The organism is Portibacter marinus, from assembly GCF_021533195.1.
In the GTDB taxonomy this organism is placed as follows: Bacteria; Bacteroidota; Bacteroidia; order Chitinophagales; family Saprospiraceae; genus Portibacter; species Portibacter marinus.
The window spans coordinates 1-19,763 of the sequence record NZ_JAJNKB010000009.1 but is presented as its reverse complement, the minus strand read 5'-3'; the positions used below and the strand labels follow the sequence as shown (position 1 = coordinate 19,763).

Sequence of the window (19,763 nt, the reverse complement as noted above, 5' to 3'; positions counted from 1 at the left end):
AAAAAACGGTAGAGAATTTCCCATTATAATAAATTACAAATTACTTTAAAACATCCCATATCATTGCTCATTAAAGTAGACTTGCCATATGTTTTATGATTTTAAAACAGGAATAAAATGAACTGCTAAAGGCTATACAATTACCACCTTATAATCCTCTCCATCCCATTGACCCTCTTCTGTCCAAAATATTGTAAAGATGACTTGTCCTTCCTGTAATTCCTGAACCGGCAGGTCCGTAAAGTGAACTCCTAGACCCATATCTTCTGTCTCTACCTGATGCTCAGTATCCCAACCATCTGTTGTCCATTTCACTCGCGCAGGAGAAACCGTTTCTATCCTGAGTTTTCTGCCCGCAGGCATCTCCGCTAATCGCAAATCACCTCTCCAGATAGCATGGCTAGACTGCACACCATCTTCGACATAGCGCTTGTAAGTACATCGGGGCAAATCAAAAACTTCTTTGTGTTTAATGGAGCAAACCAATTTCACATGTTCCGAATGAGCCCAGGCCAATGGCATAGCCGAACCCGAATGCTGCCCATTAAACAGTTCTTTCTCTAATATATCTTCACTATCCCAGATCTGCTCAGGAATCATACCATTGTTGGAAAATTTTTCGACTGCCCTCAATAATTTTTTAGCAGCACCGACATTACCTTTTGCTACTTCGTAGTGTGCTCTTTCAGCAGCTAAAAGCGGCCATGGTCTGCCTATTCCAGTGCCATCATAGCCGGTACCATCTTCATGTTCGCCGTATCCGTCATTAACATAACGATACCAGCAAGGACCGTTCTCTGTCTCTGCCATAATGGTATGATCGATTACCTTTATGGTATTTAATATTCTTGGATCCTTGGGATGCCTGAGCCCAAATCTCACCAGGGCCAATGGATCCACACTAATCATTTCTACTACTGGCATAATATTTTCTCCCTCCGGCTGATTCTTTACCGTCATTGTTCTGTCACCTAAATCTGCTGCTTTCATTCTTAGCGGATTGGTTCTGAGATAATATCCATCGACTCCAACCTCCTCAGTCAATCGGGTCGAACGTACATATAACCAATAATCCAATCCTTCATTCCATGCGTCAGCATTCTCTCTCAAATATTGACCTATACTATCCCCTACTCTATCAGCAAACTCAGCCGCAGCAACCAAGGCTGATATGATCGTAGCACTTGTATGCGCTGAAACACCTTCTTGTTCTTCCCATCGATCCTGAGGAGTAAAAAGTCCTTTTCTCAACAAGAATGTAACAGCATTTCTAACCATCTCGTAGTAACGATCGATGTCTTCTTTGCCAATGGCTTCATGCTTCAAACAAAGGTCTACAAGCAAAATCGGTAGGGCGGTTTCATCTAATTGTATACCATCCCAAAACTCGTCACCTGACAACCACATATTTTGTGACCAGCTTCCATCCTCTTTTTGAGTTTTGACCAAATAATCCAATACCTTCATGGCATCTTCTTTTGCACCCAACGTCAATAAGCCGCCTGCAGATTCTACGAGGTCTCTCGGCCACACCATATGATATCCACTCACACTGTCATCTCCTTTGATTTCCCCCCAGGGTATGGAGAGGCTGGCCATCATTGCGCCAGGATAGTTTTTCGATGAATGAGTTCGCAAAACTGCTGCACTGTTCCTAAATAAATGACCCGGAGATTTTCGACCTTCATGTAACTCGTTCAACATATCCTGCCAATCCCTCCAATCATTAATATATTGCTCTGATATAAAGTCAAATCCCTCTTCAATACTTTCAATAGCCGCTCTGGCAGCATTCTCGTGTGTGTTTCCAAAACCAATAGCAATGACAACTTCTCCAACACTGATATCAATCTCACCTGTTAATCCAATGTTGCCGTCATATGCCTCAGTGTATTCCCTGCTTAGCCATTTGTCTTCATTCAAGATTTGCCAACCATCCGACTCACCAACAAATCCCACAGATCTTCGTAACCAAGGCTTACTGCAAACCATCGCCAGAAATTTACCACCATTCTCAGCATAAATAATAGGATAATCCTCATAGTGTCCTAACCAACCCGAATTACCTGCACCCTGATTGTTTAACCTTGGTGCTAGCAAGGCATGCAGCTTATATTCATCCTCTCCCTTACTTTCAAATTTGATTTTTTGCAACATGGTGTTTCTGGAAGGATCTGTTACAAGTATCTTTGTAATCTTATAACGCTTTTCCGGACATTCATTCACAATTTGGTAAGCCGGAATCCCTGGTTCGATCTGCTTTGTCTTAGATTTGGTATGGCGCTTTTCTTCGGCGAAAAATTTCTTTCCATCAGTGATGATTAGACCCATGTCACGAATCGCAGCAGTGTCAGTCTGGGGATAGTAAATCTCATTCAATATACCATGACTCAAAGTAAAGTGCACATTACTTTCTGAGGTGATAGAAGTACCAATTCCTTCCTTTGAACTGGTGGTCCATCGAGGGGCGATTCCTGGAGATCCGGGAGCATATTTATCATTTTCCATAATTAATTAAGTACATTACTTGCACTATTGTTTTAGACAACCTGATTTTCTTGCACATAGATGATTGATTCGGCTTTTAATAAATCCTTGCAAAAGCAAAATTTGATGCTGTTCTCTTTAGTGATAGGAATAGCTCTACTTCTTCTTGTTAATGTTAGCTGTGAGGGCGAGAAAGCGGAAGCTATAGATACCATTCGCGTGCAGTGCAAGAAGGAAAATCTGTCTCGAAATTACATCGATGCCTCTATCCGTTTTAATAATCATAAAACTTTAAAAGGCCGAATGAAGACTAGAGGAGGCTACTCGGTCAGATATCCAAAAGCTTCCTATGAAATTGATTTTGATCAGGATGTCAGTCTATTTGATTTGCCTGCTGACGATGATTGGATTTTGAATGCCAACTATATTGACAAGACATTTATGCGGCACAAATTAAGCTATGACTTATTTCGAAAGATGAATCCCGACCACGAGGCGAGCCAATCCGTATATGTAGAACTTGAGCTCAATGGAAGTTATCATGGTCTCTATGTTTTAATGGAAAAACTAGACGTTTCAAGTCTCGATATTAATAAAAATGACAGTGCCTCTTTTATTTTCAAAGAGCCCTCCCTATTCAGACATCAAGCGTATGTTACACCTCAAGACACTGCCAATTACTATCAACAGATTAGTCCGGATATAGCCGATCGTGATCTTGCAGATTCGCTAAGATTAATTAGAAAACTATTGATGTCATACGATAAGAGCGATTTTCAACAGCTGCAAACGATTTTCGACTTATCTAACATTATTGACTGGCATTTACTCTTACTTATAAGTAATGCAGGTGATGGTTTTTTAAAAAACTTCTATCTCTATAAGATCAATGCACAAACTGGTATTAGAGTCGCACCGTGGGACTTTGACCATAGTTTCGGAAGAGATGGTGATGGAGAATATAACTTCGATCGATTGATAGATTTGGATAAATCCTTGCTCTTTTCAAATTTAGTTAAAGAAGAACATTATCGTCTTCAGCTGAAAAATCGCTGGAATTTTCTGGTCCAAAATAATGTACTTTCCGTAAAATCAATATTGGATATGGTGGAGAATTATCGATCACAACTTCTACCATTGGTAGAAAAGAATTTCATCAGATGGCCGCATGATGCCGATGATTACTACGACAATGATGACTTTCAAAAAGAAGTACAGCTCATGAAAAAATTTATAATTCTAAGACATGCACAGGTCAGCGAATATATGAATTCAATCTAGATACCCACAGAGAATCCTAATAACAAGACAATGGGTTCATTTACATTATACTCACCGTATAGGTCCACATGTTTGAATGTGAGATTGAACCCACCTCCATAGCGAATAGGAATTTCGTCATCAATGTTTACAGTCCACGTATGATCATTGGGTCCTCCACTAAAATCATATGTCAACTCTGAACGATTGTATTCATACCCAAAAAGACCATAGAAACCAATACGGTTTAATTTGACTCCTAGCTGTGTCAGACCGTATTGGTTGACTGCGTTTACCGATTCGCCTACGTGAAGTTGATGATAGCTGTATGATAAGTACCATTTCACATATTCCGGTAAAAAATAGCGACCAAAGTCATGTCGGATGCCTCCTCCGTAAAGCTCTAACCTCCCCAGGTTACCTTCTACGGGAAGCTGAAGATACCGACCATAAAAATCTGTGCCCAGTAATGTACCAATGTAAAGTTCAGGAATACCAAGTGTGATGTTATCAACGTCACTACCTCCGGGAAGGGATACACCATTATCCATTGAAATCGGTTCTTCAGGTCCGATCAATGTGGGTGCATCCGTAATTTCATCCGAAGCTGCATAAGTTCTCAATCCACTATATACAGGATATCTGGTCACGTGCGCCCCAATCTTTATATGAAATCCCTCCTCACTATATCTCGGAAAAACACCGGAGTGAAGAAGACTGCTGTACACCTGACTGATGGGTTCAAAATACTTTTTGCCAAGATCACTGGTTGCAAATTCATAGGACACTTGATCTCCTATTGTAAATTGCGCCTTAAGCGCAAGACAGCAACATACCATTAAAAGGATATAAAGTGTTCTCATTCTAGTCCATAATTATTTTATCTGCCAAGCATTTTGGAGGGATCGACCCATCGATCGAATTCTTCTTCCGTAAGATAGTCTAACTTTAATGCCGCAGCCTTCAAAGTAGTTCCTTCTTTATAGGCTTTTTTTGCAATTTCAGAGGCTTTATCATAACCTATTTTGGTATTTAGTGCTGTGACTAACATCAAAGAGTTGTTGAGGTTTTCCTTGATGTTTTCGTAAGCTGGCTCTATGCCCTTTGCACAATTCTCATTAAAGCTACTACAAGCATCTGCAATCAGTTTGGCAGACATTAAAAAATTGAAGATCATCATGGGTTTGAAGACATTAAGTTCAAAATGACCAGTCATTCCGCCTATATTGATCGCAACATCATTTCCACATACTTGCGCCATGGCCATGGTCATAGCTTCTGCCTGAGTTGGATTAACTTTCCCTGGCATAATGGAAGATCCGGGTTCGTTTGCGGGGATCTTTATTTCTCCAATACCACATCTGGGACCTGATGCCAGCATTCTGATGTCGTTGGCTATTTTCATCAATGAAACCGCAACCGTTTTTAATGCTCCGTGAGACTCCACAATGGCGTCATGAGCTGCCAATGCTTCAAATTTATTTTCAGCGGTTACAAATGGTTTGCCTGTCAGTTCTGCAATCTTCGCAGCTACATTGACCGCATATCCTTTAGGCGTGTTTAGGCCTGTACCGACGGCTGTACCACCCAATGCCAATTCACTGAGATGAGCCAAGGTATTTCTTATGGCCCTTATTCCGTGTCTGAGCTGTGATTCATACCCCGATAGTTCTTGACCTAATGTTACTGGAGTAGCATCCATAAAATGCGTTCTTCCGATTTTCACTACATCCATAAATTCCGCTGACTTAGATGCCAGGGTATTGGCAAGCGTTTCTATAGCAGGTATGGTTTCATCAACTAACATTATGTATGCTGAAATATGCATAGCGGTAGGGAAAGTATCATTCGATGATTGCGACTTATTCACATCATCATTAGGATGTAAAAACTTATCGTCATCCGTTAATTGACCACCCTTTAGCACATGACCACGATTTGCTATGACTTCATTCACATTCATATTCGTCTGTGTACCAGAACCTGTTTGCCAAACGACTAAAGGGAATTCATCGTCTAATATTCCGGCATAGATCTCATCACAAACTTTCGCAATTACCTCAGCTTTTTCATCTGCAAGAATACCGGCTTCTGCATTTACCAAAGCTGCCGCTTTTTTCAATACGCTGAAAGCTTTGATCACTTCCGTCGGCATTTCGTGCCCACCTATCTTAAAATTTTCACTAGATCGTTGGGTTTGAGCTGCCCAATACTTATTTTCAGGAACTTCAATTTCACCGATACTGTCTTTCTCAATTCTTGTCTTCATATCTTGTATAATAAATGCAATGCCTACTGAACTATGGCCATATAAACTGCGCAAATTTACGACCTTTTTTTTTATAACATATATATTCCGTGGAAGTTGGATTTTATCCGAACAAAAGATATACTTATTGGTTAAATTAGTGAAAATTGAAATTAAAATTTAAACAACTAAAAAATATAATTATGGCATTCGAATTACCAGATTTACCATATGCTCACGATGCATTAGAACCCCACATTGACGAAAAAACAATGAAAATCCACCATGGTAAGCACCATCAGGGTTACACCAATAAACTGAATGATGCTATCGAAGGTACCGATATGGAAGGTAAATCAATAGAAGAAATATTGAGTGGTCTTGATATGAACAATAAAGCTGTCAGAAATAATGGCGGGGGCTTTTATAATCATAGTTTGTTTTGGAAAATAATGAGTCCGGATGGTGGTGGAGAACCAACTGGTGATGTGGCCAATGCAATCACTAAAGCATTTGGATCATATGAAGATTTCCAAACCAAGTTTAAAAGTGCAGCTGGAGGACAGTTTGGATCTGGATGGGCATGGCTTTGTGTGCACAAAGGTGGTAAAGTAGAAATCTGTTCTACTCCCAATCAGGATAATCCCATGATGCCAGGCGTCGGATGTGGTGGAACACCTATCCTTGGAATAGATGTGTGGGAACATGCGTACTACTTAAATTATCAAAATAGAAGACCAGACTATGTTCAGGCATTTTTCAATGTTATTAACTGGAATGAAGTCAATAAGAGGTACAATGCAGCCAAGTAACATTTAGCTGTTGAATAAAAAATTTAAAGAGCTGGTGAGCGGAGGTTCATCAGCTCTTTTCATTTACTACCATAAAAGGTCAATGATGAGAACCTTTTTCTTAATAAAAATGAAACAATGGACAATAATGTAGTGCTTAGACAACTTCGATATATTTTCGATTATGGAGATGATCAGATGATGGATTTATTTCGGTCAGGAGGCAAACCTACTAATCGCAAAGAACTGAGCGAGTGGTTAAAACCGGAAGACGACGCTTCCTTTTCCAATCTTTCAGATGAATATTTGGCTGCTTTTCTGAATGGTTTGATCAATAAAAAGCGGGGCAAAAAAGAGGGAATACAACCTGATCCGGAGAAGGAATTGAATAACAACATCATTCTGAGAAAACTTAAGATCGCTATGAACTTAAAAGTGGAAGAGATGGTGGAATTATATAATATTGTAGGAATAGTCATAAGCAAACATGAGGTAAATGCGTTTTTTCGCAAACCAGGACAAAATCAATATAGAAAATGCCTTGATCAGTATCTCCGTAATTTCTTGTTCGCCATGCAAAAGCAATACAGAGACTTCAAGCACTAGTCAATGATTATTTAATGCCGTGAACCATTGACCTTAAAAACCTATAAACTCTTCCGTATCTTTTATAGAAATTGTTGGCAATGTATTTGCATATGATAGATTTAACAAATGTTTCTTCTGTTTAATATGATTGAACAATCTGTTAGTGCCTATCGTACGACATAAAATTTCGCTCATATGATTGACACGAATAACTAAAAACATTAATTTGAACTAAATTACTAAACCATGTTAATTCTATCAATTGTTATATTACTTTTCTTCGCCTTTGGTGAACGACTTATAAGCAAAGCCTGAGAAGATTTCTTTCTAAAGAGAAAAGGCACCTAGTTTAAACTAAGTGCCTTTTTTTATTTATAATTTTCAATTATTTATCTAACGGCGTCGTACATATCGATAACATCTGATTTAGAAAACTTTCCCATCAAACCAGTCTGGAAGTCGTATTCCACATCACCCACAATTTTGACTACTCGAAAGTCATAGTTGACATTATCTTCGTTTACTTTCTTCTCAAAAACAAAGCCGTTGTCATCTTCTTGTATGATTTGAGAAAAATAGACCCCTTCCTGAACCTCTTTTTTCTTTTCTTCGATGATTTTAGCAATATCATAGGTAGTTGCAGCTGAAGAGATTATCTGAATATTATATTCATCACCTTTTTTTACAGTGACATCCTTTGCAATACCCATATCAGTGACTTTGACTTCAGGTTCTGCTGGCGCCTTTATTTTTATGGCTAAGCCATGCTTCATCAGATCATAATCCTGAAACTTTGATTCCTGAGAACAACTAAGGATTAAAGTCATCGTGATCACCCATAAAATTTTCTTCATCTTTTAAGTGTTTAAGATCGTAAAGATACTTTTTTCCATGAATTACTTTCTTGAGTCGAATCACAATTTCGGTACCCGAAGGTGCACCCCCTTTATCGATTAAGTCATGTATAATAATAGGGACTTCACCATCGACACTGTATGGTGCAATTCTTCTGGAGGTAATAGCGATACCACTAGAAGAATGAGGTTTTTCACAAAATTGCACGGACTTTCTGCCGACACCATTGTCCTTAACACGAAATTCAAGATGATCTTCATATTCCTTCACTATTAAACATAGCTTTTTCTCACCACTCTTATCCGCCAAGCCATGCCAGATAGCATTTTCCAAGAATGGTTGGAGTACAAATGTGGGTATCATTACGGTTTTTTGATCCCTAGCTATATCTACTTTGACGATGAATTGCAATGACTCTTCAAACCTTAGTGATTCCAACTCTACATAAAGTTCTAGCCACGAGATTTCTTCTTTAAGATTAATCATCTCCTGCTTACTGTAATCTAAAATATGACGCATCAACTTGGAGAACTTTGACAAATACTTAGAGGCAAGCTCAGGTTTTTCTTTTAGGATATACCACTTGATCGAATTCAAACTATTGAATATAAAGTGAGGGTTCATGCGGGATCTTAAAGCAGTCATTTCAGCATGTATTTTTTCTCTCTTCGCTTCACTAAGTTTTAGTTCCTTTTCCCGCAGCACATCTCTCTTTTTCTTGCGATCATAATACAGAAATAACAATAAACTTAGCAGTAATGTAAGTATTATAAGAGCAGAAAATCGAACAAGTTTACGCTCAAAAAAAGTAGCCCTCACTTGTACTTTCATTTCGGTAACACCTCCCTCTTCCCAAGAGGGCGTCGTGGTGCTCTTCAGCTCTAAGGCATAGTTTCCAGGAGCGAGGTTAGTAAACTGAACAACATTGTTCGTACCATTAGCTATCCATCCTTCCTCGTAACCCTTCAGTCTGTACCAATAATAGATATCGGTATTGAGCCCGTGGTGAATAGTGCCTAACTCAATGCTCAAATGGTCATCATGTGGCTTCAATGTAAGAGAAAGGTTTGGATCATGATCTGTAAAACTACCATTGACATAAATATTTCTTACATATGGATTAAGGGAAAGCTTTTCACCGGTCAATAATCCTTCATCCCAATATTCAAATCCATTTCTTGCTGATGATATAATAATTCCATCACTCAGCTCTTCTAGCAGACCTGCTCTGGGTGCAAAATCGACTCCATCTTCGATCCCAAAATCCAGAATTTTTGATGAATTTCGAACGAAACAAGAGAACCCATGATCGGTCGACATCCAAATATTGCCGGCATTGCTGAGTAATAATTTATTGACGACGTTGCTCCCTTTACCTCTGTCACTCAACCATTGCACGATTTGAAAAGTACTGTCTTTTTCAAAGACCTGGAGAAGGCCATTACCTTTACTTGCCATCCAGATCGTATCGTTTTCCCAAATGAAGTCATTAATTTCAAAGGCCCTTAGCAAATCATTGTTTAATACAGAATTCTCAACGATCTGTTCTGAAGGATAATGGTAAAAAAATAGCTGATCTCTCGCTTTGATGAGCAAAATGAAAGAATCTATTTCCACCACTTTATCTATAGTACGCTTCTCTAAATACACTTTGTCCATATTATTGATAGAAACCATACCACCATTCTTTAGTGAAAACCAGTATCCATCCACTGCATCGAAACATTGATCGATGTTCTGCCAATGCATATCATTTTTGCGTCCAAGTCTAAGCTTTTCATCTTCTAAATACCTGAGTCCATCAGATGTAGCAGCCCATATCGTATCTCTCCAGTTAAAAAGTGAGCTAATTTCTGAATCGAATTGATCTCTACCATATTCAGATTTATGACGAAACACTTCAAGGTTTTTCATTTCTTTATCATAGGAAAGCACTCCATCGCCACCTGCTGTCCCGAAATAATATCGCCCGGACGCCTCGTCCTTTAGAAAAGAACGCTGAAAATTTGACTTACCATCATAATCCTCATATACCTCGAAGGTAAAGTTTCTGAAAATATCGTTCGACTGGTCGAATGCTAGCAATTTGTTATGTAGACCTACATAAACAGCGCTCTCTTTGTCTACAAAAAAACCTAGAGCGTTCTGATTTCCCGAGTAAGGCTTTACTACGAAGTCTGATGGATTGTTTTTCTTAATCAGGTAGAAGTGATTAAACCAGCTAGCAGCCAGTATTAGAGAGTCCTGATAAGGAAAAATGTTTATCATCCTAGTTCTGCCTAGTTTTAATCCTTGCTCTTCCGAAACAGTAATTTGGTGTGTCCATTTCTTAGAGTCAGCATTATAAATTAGAATTCCCAATCCATTATAAAGACCCACATAGACCTGGTGTAGGTCATCTACCAATACAGGAGGAGGCCACCTCTCGTAATATCTTTCTTCCGTGAAAGGATAAGGGATGTAGTCGGTTAATCCTGAAGAGAAATGGTAAAGAAAAAGACCATGATGTCCAGCAATCCACAGCTCATCTTCATATAAGGAATGTATTGCCATTCTACCTAACTTTTCAGATTCTTCTTCTAGGCCAATGGTTTCGTCCTGAATAATTTGCACCTTTTCCAATATCTTAGAATTCTTCGTGTATTGATAGAGAGTACCGTTCTTTGTAGCTATCCAAATGGTCGAATCAGATCTGACCAGAATGTCGGTAATTTCATTACTGCCCAATTCTAGTGATCGAAATTTCCTTCGCTCTTTATCATAAACACACAGGCCCGCTTTCCATGAACCAAACCATATGTTACCCATTTGATCTTCTCTTATAATGTCTGGTCCAGCCGTGATCATTTCGGGATTATTCTGTGGGTGATAGAAAATTTCTTTGCCTCTAGATCCATCAAATTGTACAACAGAATTCAACAATCCCAACCAGATAAATCCTTCCTTATCTTTGAAAATGCTACGTATGAAATACGGAGGCTTAGTAACACTAATTTCGTATGAGCTCTTTATCAGATAGTCTAGTTCACGGCTAAGAGTTTGACTCCTGACATCTATGGAAATAAAGAGAACGGTTATTATGAATAAGATCAACGGTGATCGCTTCATTTTAATATCGGCTTTCAAGTAATAGTTCATGAAGCGCCTCTTTTATGACCTTGCGTCTTCTTTTAGCGATGGGAATTAAATCGCCATTTTTAAGTATGATAACAGCATTTTTGGATATTGAATGTAGAAATGCTGGATTCACTAAATGGGACTTGTGCGTTCTGAGAAAGCCAAAGGGCTTAAGTAATTTCTCATACTCTTTAAGTGTTTTGGCTGTCAATATACTTTTTCCATTATCCCTAAAGATTTTAGTGTAATTACTAAATCCTTCAGCCCTTATGATATGTTTTACTGAAGCGAAAACATCGACTTCTCCAGATCTCATCTTGATCGTTTCCGGCTTTAGATGGGAAGATTTTTTAAACCTATCTATAGCTGCAATCAGATCTTCCTCATCTACAGGTTTAACCAGGTAATCAAAGGCGTTTTCCCGCAGTGCTTCTATTGCAAATGTACTGTAAGCGGTCACGAATATTACTTTGATTGAGGCGTTACTCATTTGTTTGATAAATGACATACCATCCATTTTAGGCATTTTTATATCCAGAAATAAAAGGTCTGGTGGTTTAGCTGTTACAGATATTAATGCAGATTGGGGGTCATTAAATATTTTGATATTTTGGATTTCGTTAGGAAAATATTGGACAAGAAGGGTTTCAAGAACTTCTGCTGCTTTAGGTTCATCGTCTACAATAGCGATTTTCATAAGGTTAAGTTTTAGGATGAATTAAGTACTTTGTCAATTTCGTCTTTTCATCGCACACATTTCTCCCGATCGATAATTATTTCCTCCCTTTCAATAATAAATAAGTTCCCACCATCGGAAATTATAAAATATTGTAGTCATTTTTCAACCTAAATTACAAATAAAGACTAAGCTTCACTTCATGAAACCAATTGATATTTCCACAACCTCTTCACAAAAGGTTTTGGTCAACTTCGATATCAACCATTCATCTGGTGAAGCGGTCTTCTCCTTAAAATCCAATTCATGAAACGTGTGATTTTATTCTTCATCCTTCTTTATTCAAGTGCCTTTTTATTCGCTCAAAATATAGGAATCGGCACAAATGGACCTGAGTCAAAACTTCATATCTCACACCCTTTAGCTGATTCTGTTTTCTACAGTCAGGATTTCGAAAGTGAGGATCTGTCTGACTTCGAAAGAATGGGAGAATTTACATGGGATATTGATTACGAGGAAGTCTACGAGGGTTCTGTTTCGGTCGCGACTGTGAATCCAGAAGACAATAACTTTGGACGGCTTCGTTTAAATATCGATTGTCCCACGGACAGGGAATGTTACATTAATTTTTACCATAAGCAGGATACTGAAAATGACATCTTTGAATTGCACATTAATGGAACTCCAGTCTACACCGGAAATGGGAACATAGATTGGACTTTTCATAAGTATAACCTCGCAATAGGTCAGAATACTCTGGACTGGTACTACGTTAAAGACCAGCATACTAACTTCAATAGTGCGGACAAGGTATGGGTCGATGCGATTTCCATTACTTTCATTAAAAACTATGCTTTTCGCATAGAAGATGGTACAGAGGGAGATGGTCGGGTAATGGTGAGCGACCCCTGGGGGAATGGTTCCTGGGAACGACTAGCTATAACGGAGGTTTTTGATGATGATGGAGATAGTGGAATAGATGTAGAATTAACTGAGGATGATGACTTGGTAAGATTTTTCTCCAAGGGTATTAATAATTGGACGGCGTCAGGAAATGCACACACATCTTATCTTAATCCACTGCCTCGTAATATAAGCATCGGTTATGATTCTGGACTTCTCCTGGATGATATTAGCATGCGCAATACTTTAATTGGAAATTTTACTGCTCAATTTTCGACCGGCATATACAATACTTACATAGGATACGAGGCAGGGAGAAAAAATACAACAGGAGGAGAAAATACATTTATAGGATATAATACCGGAGCAATGAATACGTTGGGAAATAGCAATTCATTCCTTGGTGCATATGCAGGCCTTACAAATCAAGGGGAAAGAAATACCTATTTGGGAGTCAATTCTGCAAGAGAAAATGAAACGGGAAATAGTAATGTGATGATTGGATATGAATCAGGTTTCTCTTCAGAAGGTGGCAGCTTTAATGTTTACATAGGAAGCGAAACTGGCCAGAACGTCACTAATGCAAGCAACAACATCTTCATAGGAACATTTGCCGGGCAGAACAAGACTGCTGGAGGCTCCAATATTTTTTTAGGTACTGAAAGTGGTCGTAATTCGACAACCGGAGAATTTAATTTATTGATGGGATATGGAAGTGGAAAAGACTTGGGCTCAGGTGAAAACAATGTAATGCTAGGTTCTTTCGCAGGATGGCTGAGTCAAGGCAGCAATCGAAACAATTTTCTGGGCAATAACGCTGCACAAAATCATCAGTCTGGGGATGATAATACGATTATCGGGTATGACGCTGCGAAAAATGCTATAAGTAGTACTCGAAATATGGTATTAGGAAACTATGCGGCTAGCGGAGGAGCATTTGGAGACGATAATGTGATTATAGGTACCTATGCTGGAGATAACATCAGTGGTCTGGGCAAAAATGTAGTAATAGGTGGCTATGCTGGAAGGAGTTCTTCCAGTGAAGGTTCGGTTTTTGTCGGTTATGATGCTGGGAGATCTAATACCACTGGAATGAATAATACTTTTATTGGCCAATCAAGTGGCAGATTCAATACGACAGGTAACGAAAATACCTTTATAGGAGATAGGTCTGGGTATACCAGCACCACAGGAAGCGAGAATGTATTTGTAGGTAGAAATGCTGGCAACCTGAATACAGATGGTTCCGCAAATACTTATGTGGGCTGGCAAGCTGGGCAATCTGCGGTTTCTGCTACTGAAAATACATTTGTGGGTCATCAAGCAGGTCAAACCAATTCAAGTGGATCGAAAAATACTTTCATAGGTGAGGATGCTGGAGTATTTAATACTTCGGGAGAACGAAATACATTTGTAGGTGAAAACAGTGGATACAATGTAACGACAGGCTATAGAAACTCAATGTTAGGTGTAAGTGCGGGTCAGGCATTAATCACCGGACATCAAAACACCTTCGTAGGTGATATTGCTGGTTTATTCATCACCTCTGGCAGCAATAATGTAGCAGTGGGTCGAAATTCGCTGAATAATCCTTCTCCTACAAGTTCGTTCTGCACATCAGTGGGGGTAAATGCTACTATTCATTCATCCAATACTAATCCCAGCAACTCAGTTACACTAGGTTATAACTCTGTGATTGTGGGGTCAAATTCAGTAAGAATTGGAAATAGTTCTATGACCTATATTGGTGGTTTTGTTGGATGGTCAAATGCGAGTGATGGAAGATTTAAAAAGGATGTGAGAGAGGATAATGTTCCTGGTTTAAGCTTTATTGAGGCTTTAAATCCTGTGACTTATACCTTAGATTTCAATCAAATATCTCACCACATAGGAGAGCAATATTCAACAGATGTAAATGGTAGAAGAATCAGAACACCTGAATCGCAAGATATGATAGAAGCAAGGAATCAGAAGAGCAGGGTTAGGAGAACTGGGCTTATCGCTCAAGAGGTAGAAAAGCTAGTGCTACAAAAAGGTTATGATTTTGACGGAGTTTCGAAGCCAGATCATCCTGAAGACATATATGGTTTGAAATATTCAGAATTTATCGTGCCGCTTATACAGGCAGTTCAGGAGTTATCGGCAGAAGTGGAATCCTTACGAGAGCGGATTGCTGAATTGGAAAAATAGATAGTTAAAATATGGTTTAAATCCAGATATCTATACACTCAAAAATTTGACAGTCTTCGTAGGCAACAAATTTTTCTTCTTCCATATAATACTTTATGTAATATTTAATTCGAAACTTCAAGATTGATGCTTATAGATAAAAACTCTACAGTATTAAATAAATTCAGAATATACATCGGATTGTCTTCAAAATGCATGAAACTGCCTTAGCCATATAGCCTATACAAACAGTTTGTAAATTCTGTGGATAATATACCATTTCGTAAAATGAATAGCTCCTCTGAATTATTCTTTTAATAATTCAGAGGAACACTTTGATATTATAATCAATTTGATTTTTTTTCCATAGTAATAACTTACCTCACTACTGTCACATCTCCCTTCAAAATTCTCTCTGTACCATCCACCAAAAGCACCCTTGCATACCAGGCAAACACCGCAGGATTAACATATTGACCCTGGAAAGTTCCATCCCAACCCATCTCATCAATTCCCGGATCAAAGTTTCCATTTTCAAAAACTTTTTCTCCCCATCTATTGAAAATTCTCAATTCATTGATTTTATCTAACTGGTTTCCGGAATACAAGGTGAAATAGTCATTTTCGCCATCATTGTTAGGTGAGAAAATATTTGGTGCATAGACCTTGCTCCTGCGATCCACAAAAACCCTCACAGTAGATACGTCTGTACAACCGTAAATGTCAGTCAATGTAGCACTGTACTGTGAAGTATAGTATGGCCATACCATCGGATCCATACATTCAAGGCAATCAATATTTGCATCAGAAGCTTCCCAAACTACTGAGGAAATAATAGAAGGATCTATATTCACTTCAGCCTGCAGTTGTGCACTATCACCCAAAACAATGTATTGGTCTTCACCGGCGTAAATTTGGAGATCTAATCCCTCGAAAAGTTCCGTTGATCTAGTCAGTGTACATCCATTGGCATCCTTTACCGTCACATCATAAGATCCAGGACCTAAGTTCTCCCAAACATTTCTATCCTGGAACGAGCCTCCATTCAATGAGTAAGTGTAAGGTGCCACGCCACCTTCAACATTAAGTACAGCTACCAGGCCTTCAAAGTCTCCAAAACATGGATTAATGGTTTCTATGTCAAAATCATTGATCGGTATGATATTATCGATAACCTCAACACTATCCAATGTAGAACATCCATTGACATTGTTAGTGACTTCAAGATAATACCATCCAATGGAATTGATTTCCGGATTCAAGGTTGTCGAGCCATTCAAAATGCTACCATTGGTGGTCGTCCATCGATAGGAAAACTCATTTCCTACGGAGGATCCTTCACCACTGAGATTGACATTGGTAATGACACATGTCAATGTAAATCCAGGTCCTGCCTCCGCTATTGGATAATTTCTATCTAAAAGAACCGTAACAGTTTCTGTGGAAATACAGAAATTATCACCATTGGTCACTGTGACCGTGTACACTCCAGGTTGATCAACAAATATAGCAGATGAATCTGCATTACTGACGATATTTCCATTTTCTGTCGTCCATGTAAAGGTCATAGCAGGATTGCCACTTGATTCAAATGCAGCAACTTCCACGATGTCATTAATACAATTTAGTACTGCCGGAACATTCGTGTCGATTTCCGGGAATGCAATTTCATCTGTGACCAAAACTTGATCGGTATTGGTACAATCCGAAATCGTATCCGTAATAATCAATGTGTACTCTCCAGGTATGCTGGTGGTGAATAAGAAATTATCTTCAGGCGTAAATTCTTCACCGTCCGGTCCTATCCAGGTCACCACTTTATTTCTACTTGAATTGGTCGCATCGATGGTCACTTCTGTCACTGCACAATTGATGAATTGATCTTCTCCTGCATCTGCATTCGGGAAGTTCTCATCAATAAATACTTCAACTGAATCTATATCAATACAGCCCGTTGTATTATCAGTTACTTGTAAGTAATACCAGCCTGGCTGATCTACCAAAGGAGTAAGCGTACTTTCTCCTTCAACAATATTACCTTGTGGAGTCGACCATAGGAAGGAATAATTACTAGTAGGTGTGCCATTTCCATCTAGTCTACCTTCCTGCATTTCGCATGTCAATGTAAAACCTATACCTGCTTCAACAGTTGGAAGAGCATGGATGATCACTTGTACTGTAGTCTCATTATCCTCACAAGGTGCCTCAGAATCTACCTGGTAAGTAAATTCGTATGTACCTGCAGGAATACCATTGGTAGTAAAGGTACCATTCGCAGCATTGAATCCGGAAGGTACTGTACTGGTCCATGTGCCTCCTGGATCTTCTCCTTCTAAAATGGAAGCTAGATCAATTACTACTGCATCCATTTCACATGCTTCAACTGGTGCTAAAGGATCACCTGATGATAACCTCTCCATCACCATTACAAAAATAGTGGTGTCCATAGTACAAAGAGGATCAATTTCGTCAAGTGTAAACTTGAGTCCATATTCGCCAGCATCTGCTCCAGTTGCGTTGAATATGTCTCCGTTGATAACAGCAGCATTCCCACCGTTCGGAACAATAGCTACGCTCCATGTACCATCATCTGAATCATTCTCTATACTGCTAAGATCAAATACTGCGTCATCGTTACAGAACGGCCCTGCTTCTCCAATGTTTATGACAGGACATGAACAATCTAATACTGTGATATTCAAAATATAAGAGTTAGCTTCACATATTCCATCAGTATCATCCACTGTATAAGTGAATTGATAATCACCTGGGATCACTCCATGAAAATCAGCAATATTACCATTAAGGGAGGCTCCTGATTCAGATATATCTGCCCAAACTCCATCAAGCGTTCCTTCGAAAACCAAGGTATCGAGATCTATGATCGCACCCTTAAAGTCAAGATTACAAATTTCAGTATACTCATAAATTCTTGCTGTGGTTGGATAACTAACCTCCACATTGGCCTCGCCTGAAACCTCTCCATCACAATGTGCATCGGACATAGATACCAAAGTAATGTTCATATCTACATCTGGTTCCACTGCGAAAGTGAAAGGACTTTCTAAAATATCAGAGAACGTAAAAATTTCTCCATTGGCATTAACCTCAATGGTCCATGGAGCCGTACCCGTCAACAAAACTTGTAAGTCTACGGACTCACCCAAACATATCTCCTCCTCACCATTGAGCTCAGCAGTTGGAATTTCGTACCATACCACCGGTTGACCGATTGCCACCACCGTACATTCCTCTGTAAGATCAACCAAACCGTTACTTAATTCATTACCAGCAACTGCTGAGATGTAGTAAGTTTGTCCATGCACCATAGTTGCTGGATCAAAAAAGAAGGTTCCATCTTCACTTAATGCTATGATATTGACAAGAATCGTATCATTTCCTTCGTGTAATGCATATATAACCCTATCATTGAAATCCAGGAATTGCTGTGTAGCGTCATATACTCCAGTGGCAGATAAGTCTGGTCCACAAACTTCTATCAAATCCTGATTCATAGTCCCCACAATGGTCAGACATCCGCATTCAATTCCTTTATCAGCGATAGTGATCAATTCACATCCATTCACATCAGTTACCTCAAAGAAATAATCTTCAAGCGACTCAATGTCTTCACTTATATAAACATAAGGCTCCACTCCTTGAGGATTGTCAATGGTGTTACCGTTGACGATATAGCCTGTAGGATCTCCTCCCCAAATTTCAAATGTTACTTTATAGCCTGGTCGATCAGCGTTACATTCTACCATTACATTTTCAACCCTTGGAACATAGTATAGAATGATGGTAGCAGAGCCTGTGGCGTCATTTTCGCAACCTGCAGCATTTGTAACTTTGCCTAACGTATAGTTTCCAGCCTCTGTCACTTGTAATTCAAATGAAGGATCTGTGGTGCTGATGGTTTCATACAATTCTCCGTCTTTCAATAGTTCTACTATCCAATTGTCACCATTTGAGAAATTGATGGTTAATGTTACTTCATCATCTTTACCATCGCAAACGCTTCCACCTCCCACTAATTCTGCTTCTGGGATATCCTGACCAATAACTTCGAACGTAACCTCATCATTACACAGCTCTCCACCAGCATAGATAAATACAGTGGTGCCTGGTTCGACTTGTTCTCCAATGTTAAGTAGGGTTCCGGTCCTTCCTGGTCCCGTGTAGTAAGCTTCTGTTCCATCCAAATGCTCACCAGTGATAGGCGACAATGTATAAAATTCACAGACAAATTGATTGTCTGGATTGTCGAGAATTGGTGTTGGAATAATGGTAATATCCAATTGTTCTTCTGTTGAACAGGTTCCTGCAGAAACATAGACGTAGAGTGTCATGTTTTCTGAGATCAAATCTCCCACATTATATGGAGTACCCTGCCCATTCATCTCGGTGAAATACCCTTCGTTTCCTGTGAGATTGGTACCAGTGATGGACGGTAATGTGTAACCATCACATGCCACAACAGGATCAATCTCATCCAATACAGGAGTCTCCACAATATTCACCTCAAAGATAGATTCTGACGGACATCCGTTGGCATCACCATAGATGAAAAGTGTCTGAGATTCCGTCACTTGATCTCCTGCATCATATCTTGTGCCCCCACCATTTGGTGCAGTGTAGTAAGCCTCGTTTCCTGATAGATTCGTTC

At 39.2% G+C, this 19,763-nt stretch carries 11 protein-coding genes; 4 read left to right on the top strand and 7 right to left on the bottom strand.

From position 1 onward, the window contains the following. Positions 1–132: 132 nt before the first annotated feature. Positions 133–2,508 (bottom strand): glycoside hydrolase family 15 protein, encoded by a 2,376-nt coding sequence (locus tag L2567_RS17240; protein ID WP_235299061.1) that lies wholly within the window; start codon positions 2,506–2,508, stop codon positions 133–135. Between the two features lie 282 nt (positions 2,509–2,790). On the opposite strand from L2567_RS17240, the gene L2567_RS17235 reads away from it, so the two are divergent. Continuing rightward, positions 2,791–3,768, top strand: coding sequence for a CotH kinase family protein (locus tag L2567_RS17235; RefSeq protein WP_235299060.1), 978 nt, complete (start codon positions 2,791–2,793; stop codon positions 3,766–3,768). On the opposite strand, the gene L2567_RS17230 is transcribed toward L2567_RS17235, so the two are convergent. Beyond that, positions 3,765–4,610: a DUF6588 family protein gene (locus tag L2567_RS17230; protein ID WP_235299059.1), complete on the bottom strand. Its 846-nt coding sequence runs from the start codon at positions 4,608–4,610 to the stop codon at positions 3,765–3,767. The two genes, L2567_RS17235 and L2567_RS17230, sit on opposite strands and share 4 nt — an antisense overlap. 17 nt (positions 4,611–4,627) lie before the next feature. After that, positions 4,628–6,016, bottom strand: coding sequence for a class II fumarate hydratase (gene fumC, locus L2567_RS17225; RefSeq protein ID WP_235299058.1), 1,389 nt, complete (start codon positions 6,014–6,016; stop codon positions 4,628–4,630). A 182-nt stretch (positions 6,017–6,198) separates the two neighbouring features. Between fumC and L2567_RS17220 the strand changes: the two genes are divergently transcribed. Both L2567_RS17220 and L2567_RS17215 read left to right on the top strand, forming a co-directional pair. Then, positions 6,199–6,807 (top strand): superoxide dismutase, encoded by a 609-nt coding sequence (locus L2567_RS17220; RefSeq protein ID WP_235299057.1) that lies wholly within the window; start codon positions 6,199–6,201, stop codon positions 6,805–6,807. A 117-nt stretch (positions 6,808–6,924) separates the two neighbouring features. Continuing rightward, on the top strand, positions 6,925–7,392 hold the full coding sequence (locus L2567_RS17215) for a YehS family protein (protein ID WP_235299056.1): 468 nt from the start codon (positions 6,925–6,927) through the stop codon (positions 7,390–7,392). Positions 7,393–7,763: 371 nt separating this feature from the next. On the opposite strand, the gene L2567_RS17210 is transcribed toward L2567_RS17215, so the two are convergent. The 3 genes from L2567_RS17210 to L2567_RS17200 are packed head-to-tail and all read right to left on the bottom strand — an operon-like array spanning position 7,764 to position 12,043. Further along, positions 7,764–8,228, bottom strand: a complete 465-nt coding sequence (locus L2567_RS17210) for a hypothetical protein (protein WP_235299055.1) — start codon at positions 8,226–8,228, stop codon at positions 7,764–7,766. Further along, positions 8,185–11,367 (bottom strand): sensor histidine kinase, encoded by a 3,183-nt coding sequence (locus L2567_RS17205; protein ID WP_235299054.1) that lies wholly within the window; start codon positions 11,365–11,367, stop codon positions 8,185–8,187. Before L2567_RS17205 ends, L2567_RS17210 begins: the two co-directional genes overlap by 44 nt. Then, positions 11,339–12,043, bottom strand: coding sequence for a LytR/AlgR family response regulator transcription factor (locus tag L2567_RS17200; RefSeq protein WP_235299053.1), 705 nt, complete (start codon positions 12,041–12,043; stop codon positions 11,339–11,341). The genes L2567_RS17205 and L2567_RS17200 overlap by 29 nt, the downstream gene beginning before the upstream one ends. 285 nt (positions 12,044–12,328) lie before the next feature. On the opposite strand from L2567_RS17200, the gene L2567_RS17195 reads away from it, so the two are divergent. After that, positions 12,329–15,115: a tail fiber domain-containing protein gene (locus L2567_RS17195; RefSeq protein ID WP_235299052.1), complete on the top strand. Its 2,787-nt coding sequence runs from the start codon at positions 12,329–12,331 to the stop codon at positions 15,113–15,115. A gap of 356 nt (positions 15,116–15,471) precedes the next feature. Here L2567_RS17195 and L2567_RS17190 read toward each other — a convergent pair. Further along, positions 15,472–19,763: T9SS type B sorting domain-containing protein (locus L2567_RS17190; RefSeq protein WP_235299051.1), on the bottom strand; the 4,292-nt coding region annotated here is incomplete at its 5' end.

Excerpts from the sequence above, each read along its gene's own strand:
- L2567_RS17240 (WP_235299061.1), bottom strand. The coding sequence starts at position 2,508 with ATGGAAAATGATAAATATGCTCCCGGATCTCCAGGAATCGCCCCTCGA.
- L2567_RS17235 (WP_235299060.1), top strand. The coding sequence starts at position 2,791 with ATGAAGACTAGAGGAGGCTACTCGGTCAGATATCCAAAAGCTTCCTAT.
- L2567_RS17230 (WP_235299059.1), bottom strand. The coding sequence starts at position 4,610 with ATGAGAACACTTTATATCCTTTTAATGGTATGTTGCTGTCTTGCGCTT.
- fumC (WP_235299058.1), bottom strand. The coding sequence starts at position 6,016 with ATGAAGACAAGAATTGAGAAAGACAGTATCGGTGAAATTGAAGTTCCT.
- L2567_RS17220 (WP_235299057.1), top strand. The coding sequence starts at position 6,199 with ATGGCATTCGAATTACCAGATTTACCATATGCTCACGATGCATTAGAA.
- L2567_RS17215 (WP_235299056.1), top strand. The coding sequence starts at position 6,925 with ATGGACAATAATGTAGTGCTTAGACAACTTCGATATATTTTCGATTAT.
- L2567_RS17210 (WP_235299055.1), bottom strand. The coding sequence starts at position 8,228 with ATGAAGAAAATTTTATGGGTGATCACGATGACTTTAATCCTTAGTTGT.
- L2567_RS17205 (WP_235299054.1), bottom strand. The coding sequence starts at position 11,367 with ATGAACTATTACTTGAAAGCCGATATTAAAATGAAGCGATCACCGTTG.
- L2567_RS17200 (WP_235299053.1), bottom strand. The coding sequence starts at position 12,043 with ATGAAAATCGCTATTGTAGACGATGAACCTAAAGCAGCAGAAGTTCTT.
- L2567_RS17195 (WP_235299052.1), top strand. The coding sequence starts at position 12,329 with ATGAAACGTGTGATTTTATTCTTCATCCTTCTTTATTCAAGTGCCTTT.